The following is a 26377-nucleotide window of genomic DNA, read 5'->3' on the forward strand; positions in this document are numbered from 1 at the left end:
TAAGGTTGTAGTTATCTGTTGTTGCTAAAAAAGTATCTCACTTTAGCATAAAATGCCCTGCCTGGTTTTTGCAGCGAGAAGTTGTCGTAAATGCGGTTATCCAATAGATTTTTGCATTCTAACCCGATGTTGTATCTGCCACCACCCAAAGTGTAAACAGCATTTACGTCCTGCATCCATTGTCTGGGGATATCATATTTGGTATCAGAAGTACCCTGACTTGGCCACGATAGATAATAAGCGTGAACGTAAAGCACATTATAACCCAGGGTTAGCGTATTGCCTTTTTTACCAAAGTTGTTAAAGAAAAGCGACGCATCGGCATTACCAAAAAGATAAGGCATGTTTGGAATCCGGTCTCTAAATAAAGGACTCTGCATCGTTTGTCCCTGCTCAAAACGGGTATTATTCCTTAAATTCTGATAAGTTACATTTACGCCTGCTGTAAATAACTGTTTGAATGAATACCTGATTTCTGACTCGAAACCCAAATTGGTTACATCGGCCAGGTTGCCCATTACCTGCTTGGTTTGGTTGTTATTTAAAGATGGCCTGATAAAATCTTTCGCATCCCGGTACATTAGATTGCCATCAAAACTAAAACGGTGGATTTTATTTAACTGCGCCTGATAGCTAAAACCTAAATTGTAGTTATTGCTTTGTTCAGGCTTTAAATCGATATTTCCCTCAAGATTTAATAAATCACCAAAAAGTTCATCGGTTTCCGGCAAACGGTAACTTTTTTCATAAGATGCCTTAACCTGTAAATTTGGAACAATAAAATAGGTAGATGCAATGCCATAACCCGTTTTACTATAACTGTTCTTTTGCGTTAAATAAGCTATATCACCCCAGTTGCCACTTGGGTTATAACTTTGTGAGTACTTGTTAGATTGATAAAACTGTTTCGCAAATACCGAAGTATTCCATTTTTCAGAAGCGCTGTATTTATAGCCCAAACCCAGTACATTTTTATTGTTAATGCGTGGCTGTTCGTATTTTTCAGCATCAGGATAAAGCTCGTCAGAACCTTTTCTGTTAAAACTGTTAAACACATTATTTAACGATAATGAATGGTGCTCATCAATGGTGTAACTCAGGTTTGCGGTAGCCAATCCATTGTTGTTGCGGAATTTGTACATCGAACGTTCGCGCTCACTGCCTGCACCAGGGTATTCTTTATAATCCTGAAACCAGTTGTAACGGCGGTAAACCGTGTCGATATTCTGCTCAGTACCAAAATTAAAATTTCCGTTTACGCGAAGATCTAAACCTTTTGTAAATAAATCTTTCTTGGCGTATTTAACGGTCGGCATTAAAATACTGCCCTTTCTATGCCAATCACCGAACACACTGATCATCCTTGCCCCTGTTTGTATTTCCGAATAGTTTTGTCCAACGGTAAGCCCGAACATCAACTGATCGGCAAATGATTTATTCACCACACCCGCACTGGCAATTAAAGTTTCATTATGATAAGTATCATTGAAACGTTTAACCACCTGGTTCCTAAAATACTGACCGTTAAAAGCTGCCACATCAGTGGTTACTTTATAATCATTATCAGAATAATTTTGGAAAGCGTTAATCTGCACTTTAAAACCCGATGCTGCAGTATATCCTGCATTTATAGCCGTTTTATGGGTATTAAACGAGCCATAAGAGTAAGAAGCATCCATATAACTTTTCATGGTATTATCGGTTACAATATTGATTGCACCGCCCAAAGCATCAGAGCCCAGCCAAACGGGAACTACGCCTTTATACACTTCTACACGCTGTGCAAGGTTAATCGGGATGTTATTGATCTGGAATGATGAACCAAAATTATCCATCGGTACCCCATCAATAAAAAACTTAACCTGCCTGCCCGTAAAACCGTTTAGCGAAAAATCCATTCTCGAACCCAGTCCCCCGGCTTCTCTTACCCTTACGCCCGAAACACGGTCCAGAGCATGAGAAATATCGAGCGTACTGTTATGCAGTTTTTTGGCGTCGATGGAGGTGACATTGAATGCCTGGCGGTTTACTTGCTGGTTGGCCGTGCGACCGATTACATTCAGGGTTTCCATCTGTTCTGATGATTCGTCCAAACTAAAATTGAAACTTGCAACTGCACCGTCGGTTACATTAATTTCTTTTTTCTGTGTTTTAAAACCGATTGCCGATACCTGCAGGGTATAATTACCAAAAGGAATATTCATAATGTTAAAACTTCCTTTTTGATCTGTGATGGTACCATAATTGGTTTTGTGGATTTTAATCGTAGCGCCTGGGATGGGTTCGCCAGAACTACTTTTGATTTGGCCCGAAATGCTGGAGAGTCGATTTTGGGCAGAAGTAAAAATTACGCAGGCACATAGCATGCCCAGTAGCAAAATTTTCTTAATTTGCATGGCTTTTAATTAGAGATTAAAGGTGAGCCGGATTCCGGTTTTGCCACACGGGTCCGAACCGTGTGGCTTTCTTATCTGCCGCAAATATAGCCTCTATTTAGATCAAGTCCAAATAAGAATTAAACATTGGTTCGATTGACAGGCCTTTTCGATTGACTGAAATTCCTTAATTACGCTGACCAACTGAACATTAGTATCAACTTTCCTTAATAAAAAAAGGTTAAAACCCTTTTGCCACACTGCATGTTATTGATGTACAACAAAACCAATGTATATGAAAAAGTTAATTTATGTAATGGCCGTTTCAGCCCTAGCCTTTCAGGCCTGTGGTGGTGGAAACAAAGATGCCAAAGAAAGTGCCGATAGTTTAAACATGGCAAAAGACACTACCTCGAATGTTGCTGCCACTGGTGGAATTGCAGTTGATGATGCGGATGCTAAATTTACCACTCAGGCAGCTGTTGGCGGCATGGCCGAAGTAGAATTAGGCAAACTGGCCCTCGAAAAAAGCAGCAACGCACAGGTTAAGGAATTTGCAACCATGATGGTTAAAGATCACGGTATGGCGAATGCAGAACTTATGGCCATTGCAAAACAGAAAAACATTACCCTGCCAAGCACAGTTGACGATGAGCACAAGAAAAAAATGGAAGACCTAAGTAAAAAAACAGGTTCAGATTTCGATAAAGCTTATGTTGATGCTATGGTTGACGGGCACAAATCGACCTTAAAATTGATGGAAGATGAATCGAAGGATGGTAAAGATGCAGATCTGAAAGCATTTGCCACCAAAACAGCTCCCACTGTTCAGAGCCACCTGGTGATGATCAATAAGATTAATGATAGCATGAAATAATTCAATGCAACGTATTAAATCTCTGGTACCAGGAGATTTAATACGTTTTTATAATCTTGTTTCCTTCTGAATAATATCTGTTATTGCCGAGTTTATTTTCTCATAAGTGATGGGCTTAACGATAAACTTATCACAATAAACGGCAAAAGCATCCAATGCATATTTTTCATGGCCGGTAACAAATACGAGATAACGCACATGATTACGTATTACTTTGGCCACATCGAGGCCTGAAACCTCCATTCCAATATCCAGAAACAAAATATCCAGGTCATTTATTTCTTTAATGGCCAAAATGCCATCAATCGGGTCGGTGTAAGTTGCAATAGTCTTTAATTCTTCAATGCGTGCAATAAAATTGCTTAAAATATCGATACTGAGTTGATCGTCGTCAATAATGATGCATTTGAGTTGAGCGGTATTAAATGGTTGCATTATTTAATTTTTTTAGATAGGGATGCCAAAAATATGCCTAATACCTCATCAATTAATATAAAAAGAAGCGCGCAACCCTAATTTGTGTAAGAATAATCTTGATATAAGTCAAAAAAAATTCAAAATCATCGAAGTAATCGCTGAACCCCGCCGAATGTAATTATTACCGTACATGACTGTATGATATTGTTCTACCGCAAATTTGCTGCATTTTAAGACTTATAGTTCTGGTGGAGTATGCCAGTTAATAAAGGTTTTCCGGCTGATCATTTTTAGATAAGGATAATTACCATTTATTTGTTTCCGCTGTTTTAGCTCATACAAAAAATGTCCTCCCAAGTCTACAATTATTTTTGCGGTAGCTAAATACCATACACTATGCGGTTGTTTCCAGCAAAAAGAGTATAGATTAGAAGTCAGTTTAATGTCCTTAAGCTCGGGGTGATAAAAGTTGAGTATTTTAGGGTTGCTTATTCCCTGCATCAACTCGGCTTTACGTACCATCGACAGGTGATCGGAATGGCAAAATTCATAATCAGCGATTTTTGGATCATCTACATCAGGCAGGTGCTTGAGGATTTTGAAACCTTTAAATTTTTTACCATTCAACACCCAGATCAGGTTGGGGTAATAAGCTTCCCTGCTTTGGAGTTCGGCAACGGTAATTGGTGAATTTTGAAATTCAATGGTATAACCAGCGGGAGTAAACACATCTGCACGGTGGAGATCCGTATTTGCAGCATCGTAAAAGGCAATCTCCCTGAAAGAAGGTGGAAAAGCCAGCTTCCAATCACGGTGCCATGGTGTTTCTTTTCGGTAATATTCTTTCTTTAGCGCTGTAATATCAGGGATTATCCCGACAGGGAGAATATCTTTTTTCATTTCACTGTTATCCATTTTATGCGGTAGCATACACAAATCATCAATAGGGCAAACAAATTTAAGCTAATTATTTTAGTACGGCAAGGGGTTGGCGTGAGGCGTTTGGCGTTTGGTGAACCGCAAAGTACGCAGAGGAATTTCGAAAAGAACATAGAGCTGTGCAGTTATTTTTTTAAACTTTTTTCAGCCACGGATAACGCTGAGAAAAAGCACAGCGCACATAGAGCCAGGTAGCTAATTTTTGAAACTTTATCTTCAGACCTCCGACTTCGGACTTTCGACTATAAGACTAAGGACTAAATTACTAACTTTGCATCATGACCATCCCAGAAATACAACAGTTAGAAGATTTTTTTGCCCAGGCCGGAAAACAACAGGTGCCTATTTATTTAAACGAAGCCACTGTGATTACCGATTACGAGCATTTTTTGGAAAGTCATTTAACACCATTAAAGGCAAATCCTGAAGCAAAAGTGAATATTCCAATTGTCCATAGGTTAAAAATGCTGAAGCTTCTTATTGAGTCCAACGCTTAAAAATTGTAGTTTTAATTCAGAAAAAAATTTCCACATCCGTTTAAAACTTTTCTTTTCATAAAGTTGTTCTCTTGTTGATTTTTGATCCCACACAAATTTTAACAACAACAGATGAAAACCATTCTAAATGACGCTGATTATAAATTAGTCATCAACCGCATTGCGCTATTATCTTCGAAATACAGTCTCACTGCTACCGAAAATGAAGAACTAAAACAGTTGAGTGCTATGGCAATAGCTTATGAATGCAGAAGGTATGATTTTACGATCAATCCATCGTATCAGAACCGATCAATTTGTCATCCTGAATGAAAATTAAGGATCTATAAAAAGTAATTTAACTACAGCATTCTATAGTTAAAGATTCTTCAATGCGTTAGAATAATAAATTATCCCCTATTTATTATTCTCGAACATAGATACAAATTGTATTGCAGCTTGTCCCTTACCTAAAAAATCTTTTTTCCAGTATATTACGGTGAAGTCAAAGTTTTACTTATGATCATCTTCGCCTGCTCCTGCCGCAACCAATTGGTTTAGCAAATTATTTTTACTGACGTCAAAAACTTAATCTTCTTAAATTTTTAAAATAAATATTTCCAACTATATTGGGCCTTATTGGTTATTGCTTTAATTGTTCCCTATTTTATGACTAAAAATATATACATCGCTTCGGCCGAACCCTATACCGGAAAATCAGTTATTGCTTTTGGAATGATCAATATGCTGTTGGCTAAAACCCAAAAAGTAGGTTATTTTAAACCCATTATTGCTCAGGATGATCCAAACCAGAGAGATGAACATGTAGAAGCCATGCTGGATTATTTCTCGCTTCCTGTTAAATATGAAGATGCTTTTGCTTTTACCCGGCAGGAAATGCTTCACCAATCGGAAGATAGCGGCGCCATCATCAATACTATCATCAGCAAGTATAAAAAACTGGAAGATAATTACGATTTCACGGTAATTGAGGGAAGCGATTTCTTAGGTGAAGGTATGGCTTTTGAATTCGAATCGAATGCTTTAATGGCCAAAAACCTGGGCGCCCCGGTATTGATCGTGGTATCTGGAAAAAATAAAACGGCCAGCCAGCTTTTTAAAACGGCCATTAATATTTACCGTAATTTCTTGTTGCGCGATGTACAGGTATTAGGCGTAGTGGCCAATATGGTAAATCCAGAAGAAGCAGAACGTATCAAGCAGGCCTTAACCAACCAATTACCAGCAGAACTGCTGATTGCGGTAATCCCTACTGAGACAGGATTACAGAGCCCTACCATGAAAGAAATTACCCTGGCATTAGGCGGCGAAGTGCTTTTTGGCGCCGAACTGATGGATAATCAGGTTGATAATTTTGTAACAGGTGCAATGATGTTGCCCAATTTTTTAAGGCACATTAAAGATAACCTGCTTATTGTTACCCCTGGCGACCGAGGGGATATTATTATCGGCGCCTTACAGGCCAATTTATCGGCTAATTACCCTAAAATTGCCGGGATTGTGTTAACAGCAGGCAGTTTACCAGATGAGCCTATCATTAAATTGATAGAAGGTTTACAGACCATCATCCCCATTATTGCTGTACAAAAAGGAACCTTCGAAACCACCACAACCATTGGCGGAATCCACTCGAAGATTACCATCGAAAATAAAAAGAAAATTGCCCTGGCGATTGAGCTTTTCGAAAAATATGTAGACATTAAAGCACTTGATGATAAGATTATCACTTTCAGTTACCAGGGCATTACGCCGCACATGTTCCAGTACCAATTGGTTAAATGGGCCAAACGGGATAAAAAACACATTGTTTTGCCTGAAGGAAATGATGAACGTATCTTAAAAGCCGTTGAAAAACTAATAGCCCAGGACATTGTCGAGATTACTTTATTAGGCGATCCTGCTGAAATTATCAATAGCATAAAAAGGTTGGGACTGAATTTAGATGTTAATACACTTAAAATCCACGATCCGGGCCAATCGGCACATTATAATGATTATGTTGATACTTTGCATGAACTTCGCAAAGCCAAAAATGTAAACCTCGAAATGGCGAGGGATATGATGACCGATGTTTCCTATTTCGGGACCATGATGGTGTACAAAGGAGATGCAGACGGAATGGTTTCGGGTGCCGTACATACTACTCAGCACACCATCAGGCCGGCTTTGCAATTTGTTAAAACCAAACCGGGCGTATCGGTAGTATCTTCAATATTTTTTATGTGTTTGCCAGAACGTGTGGCTATATTCGGCGATTGTGCGGTTAACCCCAATCCTACTGCCCAGCAACTGGCTGAAATTGCGATTTCTTCTGCAGAAAGCAGTGCCAAATTCGGTATAGAACCACGCATTGCCATGCTCTCTTACTCATCCGGTACATCAGGCGAAGGTGAAGATGTAGAACGTGTTCGGGAAGCTACCGCAATCGTTAAAGCGAGGCATCCGGAATTAAAAATAGAAGGGCCGATACAATATGATGCTGCCGTAGACCCACTTGTGGGTAAACAAAAACTACCGGGATCTGAAGTGGCCGGAAGGGCAAGTGTACTCATTTTCCCAGATTTAAATACCGGAAACAATACTTACAAAGCTGTACAGCGAGAAACTGGTGCATTAGCCATTGGCCCGATGTTACAGGGCTTAAATAAACCGATTAACGATTTAAGCCGTGGTTGTACCGTAGATGATATTTTTAATACCGTTGTGATTACAGCGATCCAATGCCAAGACATTTAATATGAACATTTTAGTCATCAATTCAGGAAGTAGTTCCTTAAAATACCAACTTTTTAAAATGCCCGAAAAAGCCCCAGTTTGCAGCGGACTGGTAGAACGTATCGGCATCGAAGGTTCATTTATCAAACATACGGTTTACCGCAATGGTGAAAAGCACAGCATTGAAGAATCGGGTTTTATAGCCAACCATGGCGAAGGATTAAAACAAGTTTTAACATTATTAACACAGAGTGAATACGCCGTAATTAACAGTCCTGATGACATTACCGCAGTTGGTCATCGTGTAGTGCATGGGGGTGAACATTTTACAGGCGCCACGCTTATTACTGATGAAGTAAAAAAACAAATCAAAAAACTGTTTTCGCTTGCTCCGCTACACAACCCGGTGAATTATAAATGCATTGAGGTTGCCGAGCAGACTTTCGTAAATGCCAAACAAATTGCTGTATTCGATACTGCATTCCACCAAACCCTGCCAGAAAAAGCGTATCGTTATGCTATTCCGGAATGGTATTATAAGAAACACTCCATCAGGGTTTATGGATTTCATGGTACCAGCCATAAATACGTGAGCGAACAGGCTATTAAGTGGTTAAATCAAGAAAATTCTAAAATTATCAGTATTCACCTGGGTAACGGCTGTAGCATGGCTGCAATTAAAGACGGAAAATCTATTGATACCAGCATGGGCTTCGGGCCTTTAAGTGGATTGATGATGGGCACCCGCTCAGGAGATATCGATCCATCGGTTATTTTTCATTTGATGGAACATTCAGGATATACCCTGGATCAATTAAGCACTTTGGTGAACAAACAATCAGGGTTATTGGGCGTGGGTGGTTCGAGCGATATGCGCGACATCAGAAAACTGTTAAGCGAGGGAAATGCTGCTGCGATTTTAGCCCTTAAGTTATATGCTTACCGCATCAAGAAGTTTATTGGCGCTTATGCGGCCGTACTCAACGGTATAGATGCCATCATATTCACCGCAGGAGTTGGCGAAAACGACAGCAATATGCGCGAAGCCGTTTGTACCGAACTCGACTACCTGGGCATTGAATTAGATCCAGATCAGAACATAGCCTACAAAGGAGAATTGAAAGAAATCAATAGTGCCAGCTCAAAAGTGAAAATACTGGTTATTCCAACCAACGAGGAATATGAAATTGCGCATCAATGTTATGGGCTGTTAGACTAAGCTAGATTAAATTATTGGTCGGTGAGCCACCGACCATTGAATAGAATAATTTATTTGCTAACCATGATGCGTCCCGCTGGGACGGCACATAGAATTCATGGTGCAATGTTATTAAAAATAATTTAACCACTACTTGTCCCGATTTTCGGGAGATAAAAAGGATAAACGCAGATATAAAAATCTGTGTTTATCTGTGTACATCTGTGGTTAAAAACCCTTAACTCCACAAACCAGAGTTCAAAATCCCGAAGTTCGTAGATTAGGCCGTTTCCAAAATTGATAAAATATTACCCGCCGGATCCCTGAACCAGGCAATATTTGGTCCGCCGTTACCACGCGAAATGCCTTTTTCATCAGTTTTAATCGACTCCTGATTATAGATCTCGAACTTCACCCCTTTTGCAATCAGTTCATCGGCAGCCTGATCTATATTTTCGACCGGAAAATTAAGTACCGTAAAAGTTGCCGGAACATGATTAGGCTTAGGGTAAAGCAATATATTTGATGATCCGGAAACCACCACTTCAATTACCCCCATCGGATTATCTTTAACTTCGAGGCCTAATACCCCCTGATAAAAATCTTTTGCTTTCTGTACATCATCTACAGAAAACGAGCTAAATGCTTTCGAATTTTCTAACATGGCTTAATTTTTAAATTCATTTTTGGGAGAACGGAAAGTTAAATTTAGCTGAATATTTTGGTTGCATTAGTCCGCTTAAGCGGCAAATAACACACCCAAACGAGACAAGATCATTGATTATTTAAACTTTATATGTACCGGTAATCTCTGTTAAAACTTTTAACTTTTCCAGGCGCCCAATAAACGCCTGATAACCACAATTTCGGCGATATGATACGCGTTATGATCTGCAATCTGTAAAGCCTCACGCAAAACACTCTGCCCGTCTCCATGCGGAATCGGCTCAAATAAATCTGCTGAATCCAATAAGGCAATGAATTCTTTTAGGTCACTTTCAAGCTGTTTAAGTGTATTATTCCAGATTGCTTCATCCTTTGGCGCAGTTTCTTTTGGCCAATATTCATCCGGCCATTTCGGCGACTGATGTGATCCATCTTTGCTAAACTTGAGCATATCCCATTGTGCAATTTTAATGTGTTCTACCAACTGCCAAATACTGTAGGGTAAATTATGAGGTTTTTCTCCTAAAAGATTAAAAGGCAGGTTTGCCATGGCATCTTTCAATCCCACATGCGCTCCACCGCCATTTAGCAATTTTTTTAGTTCGGTAACCAATATTGATGTTTGATTTTCCATAATATTTTAAGGATTGTATTAATCTAACAAACGTGAATCTCATAGGTTTGTATAAAATTGAATTTCAACGGATCACATAACCATTTAATGCATAATTCTTTTAATTTTGGGCATGAACCTTTCTTTTCCGATCCTCAAAAACTACACCTATCTAAATACCGCTAACTCTGGTATATTATCAACCAATTTAGCAGCCTGGAGAAATAAACATGATGAAGCCTTTGTGGCCAACGGCAGCATTTTCAGAATGGAAAACCTACCGGTAATTGGTGAGCTTAGAAACAACATCTCCAAAATCTTTGGTTCAAAACCAGAAAACACCTTTCTGGTGCAAAACTTTTCTGTCGGTTTTAATACTTTATTAAGTGGATTAGACAAACATCATCGTTTTCTGCTGCTCGAAGAGGAATATCCATCGGTGAGTTATCCTGTTATCAGTATGGGTTTCGATCATCACATTATCCCAATTAATGAAAATCTTGAGGATAATATCATTAAAGCTATCGATACTTTTAAGCCCACCATATTTGCTTTTAGTATGATACAATACATCAGTGGTTTAAGAATGGACGATGATTTTATCCTGAAATTAAAAACCACTTACCCCGATCTTTTATTAATTGGTGATGGCACGCAATTTTTAGGGAACGCTAACTTTAATTTCGAAAAATCAGGTTTGGATGCGCTAATCGGTAGTGGTTACAAATGGCTTTTGGGTGGATATGGAAATGGTTATGCTTTTCTTTCCAACCAGATAAAAGATGCCATTTACAATATCAATAAGCTTGCTGCCCTGCCAACAACTCCTTTTTTAAAAGGCAAAGATCATTTATCCATGTGTTTCGAACCAGGACATTTGGATAGTTTAAACTTCGGCACCTTAAACGAAAGCTTAAACTATCTTACGGCCATTGGTTTTGACTGGATTGAAAAAACTAACCAGATACTCAGTGATAAAGCAAGGCTGGAACTCAGTTCGAGAGGGTTAATCCCCGAATGGATGTTGTATCGAAAATATCAGTCAAATATTATGAGCCTGCCACTGGAACAAAAAACAGTTGACCAACTTGCAGCAGCTAAAATACTCTGCTCACCCCGAGGAACGGGCACAAGAATTTCGTTTCATTTTTATAATACAGAAGAAGATTTAAGCCGGCTGTTACAAGTTTTGGATGGCAAAAACTAATCTACCTTCCAAATGGCATCTACAAAATACTGGTGCTGATCAAAAAAACGCTGAAGTGGCTTAAAACCTGTTTTTGCTGCCAGTTGATCAATATCGGTTAAAGAATATTTTTGTGAGATTTCCATAAAAATATATTCGTTTTCGATAAAGTGAATGGCATTACGGCCAATATTCACGATCTGGTTTTTTAAACTGATGAGGTAACTTTTACAGGCACCAGATGCCGGATCGTAATTGGCGTAGTGTTCAAAATTTTCAAGGTTAAAATCACCATCAAGTTCTTTATTGATGCGTTGAAGCAAATTAAGGTTGAACGATCTCGTAATTCCACCTTTATCATTGTAGGCAGCTAAAATCTGTTGTGGATTTTTTTTGAGATCGAAACCAATAATAAGCAGATCGTTAGGAGAAAGCAGCTGTTTTAATGAAGAACAGAAACTTTCAGCATCAGTAATTGTCATGTTGCCAATGTTTGCGCCCATAAATAATACTACTTTTCTACGATCAGACAATTCAGTAGCCTTTTTAAGCATATCAAAGTAATCGCCGTTCAATCCCTTAATATCTAGTTCAGGAAGTTTTTTAGGCAAATTCTCTTCAAGATCTGAAATTACATGCTCAGATATATCAATCGGGAAATAACTAAACTCCATCTGATCATTTAGCAGGGATTTTAGCAGGTGAATGGACTTGGTAGCATCGCCAGCGCCCAATTCGATCAGATCGAAGGCAGTTCCATCGGCAGATATGGCCTGCGAAAGCTGCGCAGACTGATACTGGAGGATTTCCATTTCTGCATTGGTTAAATAATATTCCTCCATCTCCATAATCTGCTGAAATATACGGTCTCCTGTAGCATCATAAAAATACTTGGAGAGCATAAATTTCGGTTCAGATTGTAATCCTGTTAAGGTTTCCTGAAGAAATTGTGTCTTATTGCCTGTTGTTGTTTCAATGGTGGTCGTGCTCATACTAATTTTATTTTACCAGGCGTATGCCTGTATATTGCCATCTTAAATGCGGATGAAAGAAATTTCGGTAAGTAATGCGTGAATGATTTTCCGGGGTGGCTATGGATGCTCCACGGAGCACCTTTTGACTGACCATAAACTTGCCGTTGTATTCGCCAATGGCCCCTGGCGCTTTACTAAAGCCAGGATAAGGGAGATAAGCGCTTTCAGTCCACTCCCACCTTTCGCCCCAATTAAAGCTTTTTGCCGCTACTTCCCATTCAAATTCGGTTGGCAAACGCATGCCTTTCCAGCTGGCGTAGGCATAAGCTTCGTAATAACTTAAATGGCTTACAGGCGCATCAGGATCAATTGGTAAAAGTCCGGCAAAAGTGTAATTAAACCATTCTTCATCAATCAGATGCCAATACATGGGCGAGGTGATGTGGTTGTTCTTTACCCAATCCCAACCTTCAGCATGCCAGTAATTAAAATTTTCATATCCCCCCGCCTTGATAAATTCTAAAAATTGAGCATTGCTAACCAATGTTTTACTAATAGAAAAATCGTGCAGGTAAACCTTATGCCTGTTTAATTCATTATCAAAGCTGAAATCGTCTCCTTTGTACCCAATTTCATAAATTCCTTCCGGGATATTGATAAAACCAGCTGCTGTTTCATTGGCTAAAACCTCTTTTTTGCCTTTCGAGTACACTGGAAAAAGCGGATTATTGCCTAAAATATATTTAATATCCGTTAGCAAGAGTTCCTGATGCTGCTGTTCGTGGTTAAAGCCTAAAATCAATAACTCTTTTACTTCATCTTTTAAGGGAGCAGCCAAAAATTTTGTCATGGCTTCATCTACATAAGCCCGGTATTGATAAATTTCGTTTACGCTTGGCCGACTTAAATTGCCCCGATCGGTACGGATTACACGGTTACCGACAGTTTCATAGTAGCTATTAAAAACAAAATTATAATCATCGTTATGTACCTGGTAGTTAACCGAAAACGGCTTTAATATAAAGGTTTCGAAGAACCATGTAGTATGCCCCAAATGCCACTTAGGTGGACTTACATCTACAACAGGCTGCACCACATAATCTTCAGTTTGTAAAGGTTCACAAATCTGCTCGGAATATTTCCGAATCTGTAAGTATTCTTCTACCAGTGTCATTAATTTTTATCTAAATAATTTTTGAGGTCTGTGATGCTATTAACATTCAGTTCTTTTGATTGTTTTTGCCGCATCATTAAAGCGTAAGAATTATTAAAACCTATTGGTTTAAGCCACTTGATTTTAAATTTTTTATCAAATTCAGCACTCACATAATTGTAAGTTTTCTCTTTATCGTGCGCCATTTCCTTTGCAATTTTTGGGTTTGGCTGCAACAAAACCAGAAGTCCTGTTCCGGTATATTCAGGATAAAAGTCGATCTGATCGTTCATCAGCGCATCAAAACAGATTTTCGTTCCGCCCAGTCCGGTTTTAGTTGCAACATCGTAATCTGTATTGCCTTTAATCAACATGCTGTACATTTCGGCAAGAATATATTGTTCACCAAAAATCTTCGAACCGATCCGCACCGTACCATTATGTCCATTTTTAGGTGCTTTGTATAAGCCATTGCTGATCAGGAAATCCTTCGCCACCCGCTCTGGCTGTTGATGGAGGTAATCTGTTCTGTAATTCAGATCGGTCATGATTGAATCTGTAATTTTTCCGGCGAGTAAATTCAGGGCTTTTTCCAGTTCGGGGAATTGTTTTAAGGCTTCCTCCCGAACAATCGGCGCGGCATAATAAGGCGGAAAAATATTCTTATCATCTTTTAAAATTTTGAGATCGAAAGCTTTTAAACGGCCATCGGTAGAATAACCGCTAATCACATCCAGTTCTTTTGCAAAAGCGGCTTTGTACATCACCGCATCGCTGATCACGATGGTATGGATTTTTAAACCATAGGTTGATTTCAATCCGAGATCACCATCCTGCCTGCCCATAAATTCGGGAGTAAATCCGGCTGTTAAAGTAGAGCCATAGGCGGTTGGTAAAGCATAAAAACCGCCCAAAACCAAAATAACAATTGGAAAAATGTATAAAGCCTTCCTCAATTTCTTAAAATCCATTTTCTGGATTAGGGAAAGCAAAGCATCAAGTATAATAGCCAACAAAGCGGCTGGAATGGCCCCAGCTAAAATCATATTGGTATTATTAAGCGAAATACCGCCAAAAATAAACTCGCCAAGGCCTCCCGCTGCGATAAATGAGGCCAAAGTAGCCACACCCACATTAATTACGGTTGCGGTACGGATACCAGCCAAAATAACGGGCATAGCGAGAGGCAATTCTACTTTCAATAAAATCTGGCCTTTACTCATCCCCATGGCCCTGGCAGCTTCTTTAACATGCTGATCGATGCCAATAATGCCGGTATAGGTATTCCGGATAATCGGTAACAAGGCGTAAATAAGCAGAGCAACGATGGCCGGTTTGGCACCAATCCCTAAAACGGGAATCATAAAACCCAATAAAGCGATGCTGGGTACGGTTTGCAATACACCTGCAATGCCCAAAACCGTTCCCGAAAGTTTCCTTTTTCTGGCAATCAGTATACCTAAGGGCAAGCCAATGGCAATAGCTAGGATTAAAGAAATAAAGGTTAATCCCACATGCTGCAAAGTTTGACTGAGCAATTTATCAGATTGCCCGGACATAAACTGCCATAGGGTTTGCTGTTGCTCATTCATGTAGCTGTGCGTTTTGGTATTGGTTAAATGCTTTGGTTAACTGCCCGAAATTGATCGATTTAATTGCCTGATCAGCACCTGAAACGAAAAGCTCAGACGTGTTATTATTCCTTAATAATTCCATGGCTTCCCAAATACTTAAATCAGCAGATTTACTTTCTCCATCCTGAATAGTTTCTTCAGGTAAATAAGTCCAGATATCCTGAATATTAATTACTTTAAACTCTAATGCGAGCCTTTGGCCTGCGAGAAAATTCCTTGCGAAATCGTTTATTGGCCGATACAACAATTCTTTGGGTGTTCCAATCTGAACCACCTCACCTTTATCCATTAAACAGATTCGGTCGGCCAGTTCAAAAGCTTCCTGAACATCATGTGTTACCATCACAATCGTTTTCCTTTTCAACTCTTCAAGCGCTTTAAATTCTTTTTGGATACTGGTACGGGTAACGTTATCTAAAGCTCCAAAGGGCTCATCCATTAACAATACTGATGGATCGCTAACCAGTGCACGGGCCAGGCCTACACGCTGTTGCTGTCCGCCACTTAACTCATGCGGATACATTGCCAGCGTGCTTTCCGGCAAATGAAGTTTTTGGATCAATTCCTCTGTACGGGTTTTGATTTTTTCCTTCTCCCATTTCAAAAGTTTAGGCACAAGCGCAATATTCTCTGCAATGGTATAATGCGGAAATAATCCGATATTCTGCATCACGTAACCTATCCCCTTGCGTAGTCCATCAGGATTCTGATCGGTGATGTTTTCTCCATTAATAAAAATCTGGCCACTATCGGGTTCAATTAAACGATTGATCATTTTCAAAGTAGTGGTTTTACCACAACCACTGGTACCCAACAGTACCAATGTTTCCTTTTCGGCCACCTTAAAAGAGACATGATTTACCGCCTGGGTATCTCCAAATTTCTTACTTATCCCTTTTAATTCGATCATATTTATTTATCGAGTTTCATAAACAGGTTATTCAGCGATTCGGTATAGGTTGGATGTGCAAAAACACAATACCTGATCCTATCGTAGGTGATACCGCCCTCCATGGCCATTTGGAGCACAGACATAATCTCTCCACCTTCTGAAGCCAGGATAGCTGCACCCAAAATCTCCTTCGTGTCAGCATCTACAACTGCTTTCATCAGTCCTAACGTTTCATTGGTTTCGATGCCACGGGCCACCTGCGACATTGGGATCAAGGCAACTTTATAATTCAATTTCTTCTCTTTTGCCTCTTTTTCTGAAATACCTATCCTACCAAGCTGAGGATCAGTAAACATGCAATACGGCACAGGACGATCGTGAATAGAATATTTCGTCTTTTCAATCAGGTTGCGGTAAACTATAGTATAATCATTATAGGCAATATGGGTGAAAGCAGGTCCACCTTTTACATCACCCAATGCATAAATTCCTTTAATATTAGTTTCCAACTTTTCATTCACAAGCACATGGCCTTTATCATCGAGTTTTACGCCACAGTTTTCGAGGCCTAAATCAGCAGTTTGTGGTACGCGTCCGGCTGCGATTAATACATGACTTGCCGTAATGTTCTTTTTTGTTTTACCCGATTGGATTGAAAGATGAAGCTGTTTTTTATCCTGACTGATTTTATCAATCTTCACATCGGTAATAATTTCGATCTTTTCATCGGTTAAGATTTCGGTGAGGGCCGATGCAATGTCCTGGTCCTCTTTTGCCAATATGCCTGATGATTTTTCCAAAATGGTTACTTTACTACCAAAGCGATTAAACATTTGCCCGAATTCCAGTCCGATATAATTACCACCAATCACCACCAGGTGCTCTGGAACGCTTTCTATATCTAAAATTGTTGTCGATGTAAGATAATCAATTTCATCTAATCCTTCTATCTCAGGTATGGCCGTTTTTGCGCCGGTATTGATAAAAATCCAATCTGCAGTCACCATTTCTTCGCCACCATCGTTAAGGGCAATGGTTAATTCTTTTTCTGCACTAAATTTTGCTGTTCCGAAAATGAGCCGGAGCCCTTTGGTATTGTTAATTCCCTTTTCTGATGATGCCCTAAACTGTTCTACAATATCATCTTTTCGCTGTTTTATCTTCTTAAAATCAATTTTGACAGATCCAATCTCAACACCTAATGCTGAAGCTTTTTTAGCCTGATATACGGCCTTAGCAGAAGCAATCATGGCTTTTGTCGGCGTACAGCCATCGTTGATACAGGTGCCCCCGACTAATCTTTTTTCAATTATAGCTGTTTTTTTACCCGCTTCAGCAAGTTTTTTAGCCAATGGTGTGCCTGCCTGCCCCGCTCCGATTATTATCGCGTCGTAATGTTTCATTGATAGGATTTGTTTTGTTCTAATGATAACCCGAATAAGTTGATCAATGTTTGACCAAAAAAATGATTTATTCTTAAACTGGTTATATTATTAAAGTTCAAATAAAAAAGTTACAAACCATATTCAAAAATCGACGTTAAATAATTGTAGACATTAAATTGACAAACATAAATCCCTAACTCATGCATACTCAAGCCGCAGACAACACAAATATTACTGTTTATATTCAGGATGATCTTTCAATTGAAGATAAAAGAGAAATGGTTTTAACCAGTTTATTGGACGATTTGAATAGCCAGACGGAGTCTTTTAATTAAGTCCGTACCTCAACTACATCCAGAGTTTCGTCATTTCGAGCGAACCCGATAGCTATTGGGTGCAACGCAGTCGAGAAATCTGTCTAGATAGATCTCTTCATTCCACTGCGTTTCATTCGAGATGATGGCTAATTAAAAAAGAAAAGGGCAAACAAATTCATGTTTACCCCTTTCAATCTAAATTAACGCTCTCGCAACAAAAGTATAAATTCTCAGAAAACCTGTATGTAACAAATTCAGTTACCAAACAGTGATATAATGATATTAGTTCACAATCTGCTGTGCCCTTTTAAGGTTATCGGTGGTCTGCAAAATTTTATCTTTTAGTTTGGGGTTGTAATCAGGGTGAGATTTTAAAAAATCCTGTACAACAGCATAAGCCTTTTTACCATTATAGCTCGAAAATATAGCAGCTAACCATGATTGAGGGAAAAATATATCTCCGGTTTTTTGTATTTCTGTCAACAACTCCAAACTCTCTCCAAGGTATTTTTCTGAGGTAACCTGTCTGATCGGATGATGCAAATAAGCCAAAGCAGTGCTTACCCAAGCTTCTTTTTGGCGATTCTTACGCTCTTTTAAGCCATTGAAAAAATTATCCCGCTCCTTCACGTCTAACGATAGCGCAGGCATTAAATAAATGAGACGGTTTTTACGGTCTTCATTTTTTGTCCGCGATAGCTGCTCTTTTAAGATGGTATTAACCGTATCTGTTTTAAGCGCTAAAGTTAAAGCCAGCGAACTATAATCATCTTCCTGAAGTTTCACACCCTCTGGGGCTGATTGTTTTAACCAGATATCATATAAACGTTTTCCTGCTTCGGGGCTTTGATAAATGTTCTGGTATGCATTAAACAGAATTTTCTTATTGTTTGCCAGTTGCTCTTTTTCTAAGGCGCTCCAAATGGTTTTCTCCATTAAAACGTTAATAGATTCCCGCTTATCTGCCTTCAGGAATGTCCAGTAAATATTGGTCATATAACCGGTGAGCAAGCGCAGATTCATTTCGTTTTTCTCTACCGCAATTCCTTTAAGCAATATCACCAGGAGTTCATAAGGCTTAAAACCTTTGCCCGAAAGCATATTTTCATAAGTGTTAATGTAAGCTGAGGCCCGTTCCAATGGATCGGTAATATGATAAACATCAGCCATCATCTGTTTATCGACGGGAAAGAGACCATAACCTGCCCCATTAGCGTTAAACAAAATATATTGCGGTTTTGGAAGGCCATTTGCTTCTGCTACAATCGTTTTGGCCGTCATGGAATTAACAGTCAAAACTTTGCTATATGCAGGATAAACCAGCTTTATGGTAAAAGATTGTGGCCATACCCTTTGTCCGCCAACTTCGCCAATTTGATTAAAGCTTAAATTACTAATTTTATCACCTTCGTATTTAATTTCGTAAGTAAAAACCGGTCTGCCAGGTTCATTTACCCAAACTTTATTCCAACTGTATAAATCACTTTTAGTGTATTTGCTTAAAATAGCAATCAGATCGTTCCATGTAGCATTGCTGTAGGCATATTTTTTCAGGTATTCCCTGATTCCTTTTTGAAAGTTCTCTTTGCCCATTAACAATTCCAACTGACGCATCATGATAGGCGCTTTATGGTAAATGATATTGCCGTACATCGAGCCGGCCTCCTGGAGGTTATCCAATTGCTGACGGATGGGATTAGCGCCTAATGTCCTGTCTACACCATAAGCTGCAGGATAATGATCCTGAAGGAATTTAAGATCGAAAGTACTCTTGCCCATCAGCTTTTCGGTTACTTTATCAGCCATAAAATTGGCAAATACCTCTTTCATCCAAACATCATTAAACCATTTCATGGTTACCAGATCGCCAAACCACATGTGTGCAGTTTCGTGTGAAATGAGGTTCGATCGCGAAATAAACTGATCTTTGGTTGCGCCCTGATCCAAAAACAAAGCTGATGCTTTATATTGTACCTCGCCTGGATGCTCCATACCGCCAAACTGAAAATCGGGAACGCCTACAAAACCTATTTTTTGAAAAGGATATTTTATCGATGTCCAATCCTCTAAAAAATCAATGGCATCACGGTGGGCTACAAAAATAGAATCGACACTGAGTTTAATTTTTGCGGAATCAGTTTCACGGTGAAGAAATTCCATTTCACGGTCTTTCATTTTCTTAGTCAGGTGAATATATTTTCCCGCCGTAAATGAGAATAAATAAGTGGGTAGTTTATCAGAATTTTTAAAATGATAAGTTATCGCATTCGCCTGTTTCAACGAATCGTTCTTAACCGCATTAGCCATTACTTTCCAATCAGTTGGAACAGTTAACGAAAGTAAAAAATTAGCTTTTAAATCAGGTTGATCGAAACAAGGAAATACCGTTCTGGCGTGATCGGGCACAAAAAGTGCGTACAGGAAATCCTTATTCCTGTTCAACGACTCATTACCCGCAATGAAAGCAATTTCGATGTGGTTATTGCCCACCTTTAAATATTGCTGATTAATGAGGATATGCTCGTCCTTAAATTCGATGGCTATGGCTTTCCCATTAACGGTAAGCGTTTTTAAATGATCGGCATTTTGCTTAAAGTCAATTTGTAACTGATTTAATTTATTCAGCTTTAAATCAATACTTTCTGTTGATTGAATCGGAGCTGTTTGTTCAGCAGGAATAGTAAAATGGAGCTGATACTGAATGCCGCTGATGCTGGCACTTCGGGCATTTGCCAGTGCAAGCGAAACCCCTGGCTCAACCGCTATTTTCAGTCCGGCCTGCTGTGCAAAAGCGGTAGAACTTAAAAGAAAGAAAAGGCTAAAATATTTTGTGATGATGTTCATTGTATAATTTTTATTCTCCGTTAATCATTTGTAAAATGGTACCATAACTCATCCAAACCATGGTAATTACCACAGCCAGGCCCGTTAGCGTTAACCAGATAGGCTGCTTATAATTTGCAATTATTTTTGTTCTATAGGCGGCAATAAGCATTATCCCCAGGGCAATGGGCAAAATAAAACCGTTAATTGCACCAACAGCAAGCAATATTTTAACGGGTTTACCAATCAGGATAAAAATAACGCAGGAAATGGATATAAAGGCAATAATAATTTCCCGGTTGAATTTTAAAATGAGTGGATGGAAAGTTTTAATAAATGAGATAGACGTATAAGCCGAGCCTACTACCGAAGATATCCCTGCTGCCCAAATCACTACCCCAAAAATCTTATAACCGATTTCACCACTGGCCAGTTTAAATACTGATGCTGCCGGATTGGAAGGATCTAAAGTAAATCCTTTACTTACCACCCCTAAAGCGGCAATAAATAATAGTAAACGCATCACAGAAGCCAAACCTATTGCGCTTAGTGCGCCTTTGTTTACGGCACCCAGGTTTTGGATTCCGGTTTGCCTCGCATCCAATAAACGGTGGGCACCCGAAAAGGTAATGTAACCGCCTACGGTACCGCCTACTATGGTGAGTACCGCTGTAAAACTAAACTGGGTAGGATTTACCGCCCTTAACGCGGCTTCTGCCAATGGTGGCGAACTGGTATAAGCGATGATTAATGCCAGTACAATTTTAATCAGTCCCATGGTTTTGGCAAAAACATCCATGGCCTTACCTGCTTCTTTATAGATAAAAATCCCAATAGCCATAATAGCGCTGATTACCGCACCCTGACCTACACTGATGCCGAACAGCACATTTAAACCTAAACCTGCGCCTGCAATATTGCCGATATTAAAGGCCAGTCCACCCAGAAAAACCAGAAAAGAAATAAAATAACCTAAACCTGGAAATACTTTGTTGGCAATATCCTGTGCAGGTTTATCTGCAACAGCAATAATCCGCCAGATGTTCAGTTGTGCAATGGCATCTAAAATGATGGAAAGCAGGATAACAAAAGCAAAGCTTGCACCTAATTGCTGTGTAAAAACAGCCGTTTGTGTTAAAAAGCCTGGTCCGATAGCCGATGAGGCCATTAAAAAAGCGGCTCCTAACAGTACACTCCAATTGTATTTTGGCTTCATCGGTTTGGCGCTTTAATGGAAATACCTTCTTTTTTTAACCTTTCAGCAATGAGTTTGGCAAAAGCTAAGGCATGTTCGCCATCGCCATGCAGGCAAACTGTTTCAGCAACAACCTTAATGCGGTTACCCGTTATACTGTTTACTTCTTGTTTTAAAGCAAAATTTAAAACCTGGTTGATGGCATCTTCTTCACTGGTTACCATCGCATTATGATTCGAACGCGGCGTAAGTGTACCATCATCCTGATAAGTACGATCGGCAAAAACTTCTGATGCCGTTACAATTCCTTTTTCTTTTGCTTCAGTAATCATTTTACTCCCGGCTAAAGCATAAAGCATCAAGTCAGGGTCGAAATCGTAAACGGCCTGAACAATCGCTTTGGCCAATGTTGCATCTTTTGCCGCCATGTTATAAAGCGCACCATGTGCTTTAACATGATTCAATTTACCACCCGCGGCTATAACAAAAGCACTTAAAGCACCAATTTGATACAAGGTTAGCTGATAAGCTTCAGTTGCAGTGATCTTCATTTCTCTGCGACCAAAACCCTGCAGATCGGGCAAACCGGGATGCGCGCCAATAGCTACCCCTTTTTTGATGGCCAAAGCAACCGTTTGTTGCATTACAGCAGGATCGCCGGCATGAAAACCACAGGCAATGTTTGCAGATGAAATATAATCCATCAGTCGATCATCATTGGGCATCGCATAGTTCCCATAAGCTTCGCCCATATCACAATTAAGATCGATCATCTTCATATTTTAATGTATTTAAGGCTTATCGCCGTGGTAATCAAATTTAAATCGTGCTCACGTTCAAGATAAAGTACTTCTGCTTCTTCGGCCGAAATTTCGGAAAAACGAACTATATCGCCAGGTTTTAACTGGGCAAATACAGGTAAATCTACCGCAGCGATATGCGCGATGCGTGGATAACCACCAGTTGTTTGGCAATCAGCCATCAATACCACTAAATCACCACTTCCCGTTACCTGAATTACTCCTGGTGTTACAGCCGTGCTAAGCAGTTCTTTTTTCACTTTCCGCACCAATGGTGTTCCCAACAGGTGGTAACCCATGCGGTTGCTTTTTCGATCAATGCTATAATTTTTGGTTAAAAACGAAATGATCGAAGTGGCATCAAACCAATTGATCTCATTTCCTAACACCACCCGTACGATTTTTCTATCTTCAGGTAGTAAACTCTCGCGCGAAATGCGCCAGTTTGGATAAATGATTGCTTTTTTATTCAGCTGATCAAATAGCTGCTCAGCAACCTGGCTCAAGGACTGATTATTAATCAAAACATCTCCTTTTCGGAGCGCTCTGCCATTTAAACCACCAAAACCAGCCGTAAGGTAAGTGCTTTTGCTTTCCATCACATCCGGCACATTCCACCCTCCCGCAACAGCAAGATAGGTCCACACTCCTACAGGGTTTGCAATAACTTTTATAATGGATCCTGCGCGAAAAAACAATGGTTTTTCTGCAGGCATTAATTCGTCTTTATAAATCAGAAAAGCTCCGTCCCCGAATAAGCAACCAAAACATCTGTTTCGGCTTTAAAGGATACCTCTGCATAGCTAAATTCGATGGTTGCCAGCCTGTCATCGTTCCCTACTGCTTTATTGGCCAGCCGGTGTGCCAGTTGATCCATCGCGCCTGAAACAGGTACTGCCTGCGAAAGATACCGGTACCTGCCCAGATCTTGCACAGAACTTAACATACCAGGTTTAATGATGCTGATTTTCATATTCATTTTGCAGCATCATATTAAATTCGTCAATGTTTACGGGCTTAAAAACAACCTGATCTCCCCCTTTTAATAAAGAAGCCTGTGAACGGTTAACATCGAACATTTTTAATGGAGTCCGTCCTATAATCTGCCATCCGCCAGGGGTTTCCAAAGGATAAATACCCGTTTGCCCCCAGCTATACCGACCGCACCGGCTGGTATTTTTGCATCGGGAACAGCCTTCCGTGGTGTAGTTAAACGAACATCCATCCCACCCATGTAAGCAAAACCCGGTACAAAACCGATCATAAATACGGTATAAACCCCGGCAGCATGTATTTCAATTACTTCTTTTATGCTGAGCTTATTCGTTTGTGCAACCATTGAAATATCCGGCCCGAAATCTTCTCCATAACACACAGGGATCACAACTCTATCGCTTAGAATATAGGATGCTGCTCTTTTGTTCTGACCGATTTTTTTAAGGTATTGTGATACTTTATCGTAACAAAATTTGCCGGGAAGATCAGATCCTGCTACCGTTAAGGGATCAAAAAAAACGGTTAAACTGGAATAAGCAGGAACAGTGGTAATTAAGCCGGCAAAGGGATTTTGCAACAAAAACTGATTAAAACCGGTAATTATATTCAATAATTCCTCACTGATTAAGGTTCCAAACTCGATGGTTACCGATTGTTCACTTAATGCATAAATATTTACCGGATAATCTGCAGAAAAATACGCATGCTGTTCAGCCATATCAACAAACCTGATCAAATTTAGCCTAAATCATCTTTATTAATGGCGTAGAGACTAATGTTTAGCCATAAAAATGATTATATAATATCAAAATCGCAAAGTTTTGTCAATTTTATCTTTAAAAAAAGATATTATACAACTGAAAATTCTGACACAGCTCATTGTAAATAGATCAATCAGGAATATATATAAGTATAGAGACAGGGTATTAAGACCATTTTAATTTATACCTTTGTCTGATTTCACAAATAAATTTCAATACCTCTGCATGGGCGTTTTTCCTGAACCTAATAATGAGCATTTACGCTTAAAGGCGCTACAATCTTACGGGGTTCTGGATACGCTTCCAGATATCGATCTTGACGAACTTACGGTTTTGGCTTCCGAAATCTGTCAATCGCCAATTGCGCTGATCAGTTTATTGGATGATAAAAGACAATGGTTTAAAAGCCATTTCGGTTTAAATACGACAGAAACACCTAAAGAACAGGCTTTTTGTTCGCACGCCATTATGCAGCCAACCGAGCTGATGATTATAAATGATGCCCGTTTCGATCACCGTTTTGCTAATAATCCATTGGTAACCGGAAACCCGAATATTGTATTTTATGCTGGTGTACCTCTGGTTAATAGCGAGGGCTTTCCACTGGGAACACTTTGTGTAATAGACCGTAAACCACGCGAACTGAGTGAACAGCAGCAAAAGTCGCTCAGGATCCTGGCCAAACAGGTTATGACACAGTTAGAGCTTAAAAGAAAAGTTGTAGAACTGGAAAAGGCGAACAGTGTATTAGAAGAAACAAACGAATTTATCAGGCAGTTTGCACTTTCTGCGGCTCACGACATTAAAAACCCGCTGAGTTCGATAAAAATGACTTCGCAAATGCTGCAGAAACGACTGCTCAAATCAGGTGATACCGATAACCTGAAACTGGTAGACATGAGTCTTTCTTCGGCACAGAAATTACTCAACCTGGTGGATGATATGCTCAATTATTCTTTTAAACCGGAGTTGCTTACTTCTGCGCAGGCCGAAATACATCTGCATGAATTACTGGAAAGGATTTCGACAATGATCAAAGTTGATACCGGGGTAAACATCACCTTCCCTACTTTAACACAACCCATTTATTGCTCTACTATTGCTGTTGAACAGATTTTTTTAAACCTGTTAACCAACGCCATCAGGTATAACGACAAAGCAGCGGTTGAAATTAAAATCATGTTTGAGGAAAGTGATCATCAATATCATTTTGAGGTACACGACAATGGCATCGGCATTGATAACCTCCATTTAACCAGGATATTTGATAAACATGTTACCCTGAATAAAACCGACCGTTTTGACCAAAAGGGAACAGGCATAGGGCTGGCCAGCGTAAAAAACCTGGTAGAAAAAATGAACGGACAAATTGTGGTAGAATCAGAACCCGGTTTAGGCAGTATCTTCAAATTTAGCCTGGGTAAAATTAAGTCATGATCATTTAATAGCAATCAACTTTTAGAATCGTTTTTGTACCAGTGTTTAAATTCAATGGCTTTGCGCTGGCTTACATAAAATTCTCTGGCTGATGTAAAAGATGCTTTTAAAATCAGCTTCAACCTTCGCGAATGGCTTGGCTCATAACCCTCAATAACGTAACGGCTTATTATATCCGACCGGTTAATCAGGAAATATTCGTTTGCAGGCAGCTCCTTTAAACTCTCCCCAATTGTTTTTGTCCAGATGATTGATTCGCCGCTCTTTAAAACAGCAATAAAGCCGCGTCCAACAGGATAAATAGCAACAATATCTTTGTTAAAATCAATAATATCTGTCCGTTTTTCTTTGTTCGGTATCCTTATTTTAACCTGATGGTTTTGGTATTGCACCAAGCCAATAATTAAATAAAGTGCGTTAAGAGATAAAATAAACCCAACTATAAAGCCGTAACGAAAATAGCTTGTTGCGGGGATATTCCGCCCTATAAACCAAAAATAGATGGCTATCATAATAACCGCTAATAG

22 protein-coding genes and 2 pseudogenes are annotated in these 26377 nt (G+C 39.5%); 8 read left to right on the forward strand and 16 right to left on the reverse strand.

The window, feature by feature from the left end; genetic code table 11:
* Nucleotides 1-11 precede the first annotated feature (11 nt).
* Nucleotides 12-2396, reverse strand: coding sequence for a TonB-dependent receptor (locus H9L23_RS11585; protein WP_187595100.1), 2385 nt, complete (start codon nucleotides 2394-2396; stop codon nucleotides 12-14).
* 274 nt (nucleotides 2397-2670) lie between these two features.
* On the opposite strand from H9L23_RS11585, the gene H9L23_RS11590 reads away from it, so the two are divergent.
* The gene (locus H9L23_RS11590; protein ID WP_187595101.1) at nucleotides 2671-3252 is read left to right on the forward strand and encodes a DUF4142 domain-containing protein; all 582 of its coding nucleotides are present in this window, start codon (nucleotides 2671-2673) and stop codon (nucleotides 3250-3252) included.
* 48 nt (nucleotides 3253-3300) lie between these two features.
* Here the strand turns inward: H9L23_RS11590 and H9L23_RS11595 are convergent, their stop codons facing one another.
* Nucleotides 3301-3687, reverse strand: a complete 387-nt coding sequence (locus tag H9L23_RS11595) for a LytR/AlgR family response regulator transcription factor (protein ID WP_187595102.1) — start codon at nucleotides 3685-3687, stop codon at nucleotides 3301-3303.
* A 219-nt stretch (nucleotides 3688-3906) separates the two neighbouring features.
* The gene (locus tag H9L23_RS11600; RefSeq protein WP_187595103.1) at nucleotides 3907-4569 is read right to left on the reverse strand and encodes a competence protein CoiA family protein; all 663 of its coding nucleotides are present in this window, start codon (nucleotides 4567-4569) and stop codon (nucleotides 3907-3909) included.
* Between the two features lie 317 nt (nucleotides 4570-4886).
* On the opposite strand from H9L23_RS11600, the gene H9L23_RS11605 reads away from it, so the two are divergent.
* The 4 genes from H9L23_RS11605 to H9L23_RS11620 all read left to right on the forward strand — a co-directional run bounded on the left by H9L23_RS11605 (nucleotide 4887) and on the right by H9L23_RS11620 (nucleotide 9039).
* The gene (locus tag H9L23_RS11605) at nucleotides 4887-5105 is read left to right on the forward strand and encodes a DUF6965 family protein (protein ID WP_187595104.1); all 219 of its coding nucleotides are present in this window, start codon (nucleotides 4887-4889) and stop codon (nucleotides 5103-5105) included.
* Nucleotides 5106-5216: 111 nt separating this feature from the next.
* A complete protein-coding gene (locus tag H9L23_RS11610) occupies nucleotides 5217-5417 on the forward strand; it encodes a hypothetical protein (protein WP_187595105.1) in 201 nt (66 codons plus the stop codon).
* 336 nt (nucleotides 5418-5753) lie between these two features.
* Complete coding sequence (gene pta, locus H9L23_RS11615; RefSeq protein ID WP_187595106.1) at nucleotides 5754-7841, forward strand: phosphate acetyltransferase; 2088 nt, start codon at nucleotides 5754-5756, stop codon at nucleotides 7839-7841.
* Between the two features lies 1 nt (nucleotide 7842).
* On the forward strand, nucleotides 7843-9039 hold the full coding sequence (locus H9L23_RS11620) for an acetate/propionate family kinase (RefSeq protein WP_187595107.1): 1197 nt from the start codon (nucleotides 7843-7845) through the stop codon (nucleotides 9037-9039).
* 259 nt (nucleotides 9040-9298) lie between these two features.
* On the opposite strand, the gene H9L23_RS11625 is transcribed toward H9L23_RS11620, so the two are convergent.
* Nucleotides 9299-9682, reverse strand: a complete 384-nt coding sequence (locus tag H9L23_RS11625; RefSeq protein ID WP_187595108.1) for a VOC family protein — start codon at nucleotides 9680-9682, stop codon at nucleotides 9299-9301.
* A 159-nt stretch (nucleotides 9683-9841) separates the two neighbouring features.
* The gene (locus tag H9L23_RS11630; protein ID WP_187595109.1) at nucleotides 9842-10318 is read right to left on the reverse strand and encodes a DinB family protein; all 477 of its coding nucleotides are present in this window, start codon (nucleotides 10316-10318) and stop codon (nucleotides 9842-9844) included.
* Between the two features lie 112 nt (nucleotides 10319-10430).
* Here H9L23_RS11630 and H9L23_RS11635 point away from each other — a divergent pair, with 112 nt between their 5' ends.
* The gene (locus tag H9L23_RS11635; protein WP_187595110.1) at nucleotides 10431-11504 is read left to right on the forward strand and encodes an aminotransferase class V-fold PLP-dependent enzyme; all 1074 of its coding nucleotides are present in this window, start codon (nucleotides 10431-10433) and stop codon (nucleotides 11502-11504) included.
* On the opposite strand, the gene H9L23_RS11640 is transcribed toward H9L23_RS11635, so the two are convergent.
* Genes H9L23_RS11640 through H9L23_RS11660 form a run of 5 tightly spaced genes read right to left on the reverse strand, consistent with a single transcriptional unit; the run spans nucleotide 11501 to nucleotide 17539 of the window.
* The gene (locus H9L23_RS11640; RefSeq protein WP_187595111.1) at nucleotides 11501-12475 is read right to left on the reverse strand and encodes an L-histidine N(alpha)-methyltransferase; all 975 of its coding nucleotides are present in this window, start codon (nucleotides 12473-12475) and stop codon (nucleotides 11501-11503) included. The two genes, H9L23_RS11635 and H9L23_RS11640, sit on opposite strands and share 4 nt — an antisense overlap.
* 7 nt (nucleotides 12476-12482) lie before the next feature.
* Nucleotides 12483-13631 carry an ergothioneine biosynthesis protein EgtB gene (gene egtB, locus H9L23_RS11645; RefSeq protein ID WP_187595112.1) on the reverse strand — a complete coding sequence of 383 codons (1149 nt, stop codon included), beginning with the start codon at nucleotides 13629-13631 and terminating at the stop codon, nucleotides 12483-12485.
* The gene (locus H9L23_RS11650; RefSeq protein WP_187595113.1) at nucleotides 13631-15202 is read right to left on the reverse strand and encodes an ABC transporter permease/substrate-binding protein; all 1572 of its coding nucleotides are present in this window, start codon (nucleotides 15200-15202) and stop codon (nucleotides 13631-13633) included. Before H9L23_RS11650 ends, egtB begins: the two co-directional genes overlap by 1 nt.
* Entirely contained in the window at nucleotides 15195-16154 is a 960-nt protein-coding gene (locus H9L23_RS11655; protein WP_187595114.1) for an ABC transporter ATP-binding protein, read from the reverse strand. Before H9L23_RS11655 ends, H9L23_RS11650 begins: the two co-directional genes overlap by 8 nt.
* A 2-nt stretch (nucleotides 16155-16156) precedes the next feature.
* Nucleotides 16157-17539: a mercuric reductase gene (locus H9L23_RS11660; protein WP_187595115.1), complete on the reverse strand. Its 1383-nt coding sequence runs from the start codon at nucleotides 17537-17539 to the stop codon at nucleotides 16157-16159.
* A 182-nt stretch (nucleotides 17540-17721) separates the two neighbouring features.
* Between H9L23_RS11660 and H9L23_RS26870 the strand changes: the two genes are divergently transcribed.
* Entirely contained in the window at nucleotides 17722-17856 is a 135-nt protein-coding gene (locus H9L23_RS26870; RefSeq protein ID WP_262892388.1) for a hypothetical protein, read from the forward strand.
* Nucleotides 17857-18120: 264 nt separating this feature from the next.
* On the opposite strand, the gene H9L23_RS11665 is transcribed toward H9L23_RS26870, so the two are convergent.
* The 5 genes and pseudogenes from H9L23_RS11665 to pxpB all read right to left on the reverse strand — a co-directional run bounded on the left by H9L23_RS11665 (nucleotide 18121) and on the right by pxpB (nucleotide 24370).
* Complete coding sequence (locus tag H9L23_RS11665; RefSeq protein WP_187595116.1) at nucleotides 18121-20682, reverse strand: M1 family metallopeptidase; 2562 nt, start codon at nucleotides 20680-20682, stop codon at nucleotides 18121-18123.
* Nucleotides 20683-20692: 10 nt separating this feature from the next.
* Nucleotides 20693-21877 carry an NRAMP family divalent metal transporter gene (locus H9L23_RS11670; protein ID WP_187595117.1) on the reverse strand — a complete coding sequence of 395 codons (1185 nt, stop codon included), beginning with the start codon at nucleotides 21875-21877 and terminating at the stop codon, nucleotides 20693-20695.
* Entirely contained in the window at nucleotides 21874-22629 is a 756-nt protein-coding gene (locus H9L23_RS11675; protein ID WP_317175296.1) for a 5-oxoprolinase subunit PxpA, read from the reverse strand. Before H9L23_RS11675 ends, H9L23_RS11670 begins: the two co-directional genes overlap by 4 nt.
* A gap of 2 nt (nucleotides 22630-22631) precedes the next feature.
* Nucleotides 22632-23635 (reverse strand): annotated as a pseudogene (locus H9L23_RS11680) (5-oxoprolinase subunit C family protein).
* A pseudogene (pxpB, locus tag H9L23_RS11685) lies at nucleotides 23610-24370 on the reverse strand (5-oxoprolinase subunit PxpB). Before pxpB ends, H9L23_RS11680 begins: the two co-directional pseudogenes overlap by 26 nt.
* A 232-nt stretch (nucleotides 24371-24602) precedes the next feature.
* On the opposite strand from pxpB, the gene H9L23_RS11690 reads away from it, so the two are divergent.
* On the forward strand, nucleotides 24603-25850 hold the full coding sequence (locus tag H9L23_RS11690) for a sensor histidine kinase (protein WP_187595119.1): 1248 nt from the start codon (nucleotides 24603-24605) through the stop codon (nucleotides 25848-25850).
* Nucleotides 25851-25864: 14 nt separating this feature from the next.
* On the opposite strand, the gene H9L23_RS11695 is transcribed toward H9L23_RS11690, so the two are convergent.
* The gene (locus H9L23_RS11695) at nucleotides 25865-26362 is read right to left on the reverse strand and encodes a LytTR family transcriptional regulator DNA-binding domain-containing protein (protein WP_187595120.1); all 498 of its coding nucleotides are present in this window, start codon (nucleotides 26360-26362) and stop codon (nucleotides 25865-25867) included.
* Nucleotides 26363-26377: the final 15 nt, after the last annotated feature.

The organism is Pedobacter roseus (assembly GCF_014395225.1).
Lineage (GTDB): Bacteria > Bacteroidota > Bacteroidia > Sphingobacteriales > Sphingobacteriaceae > Pedobacter > Pedobacter roseus.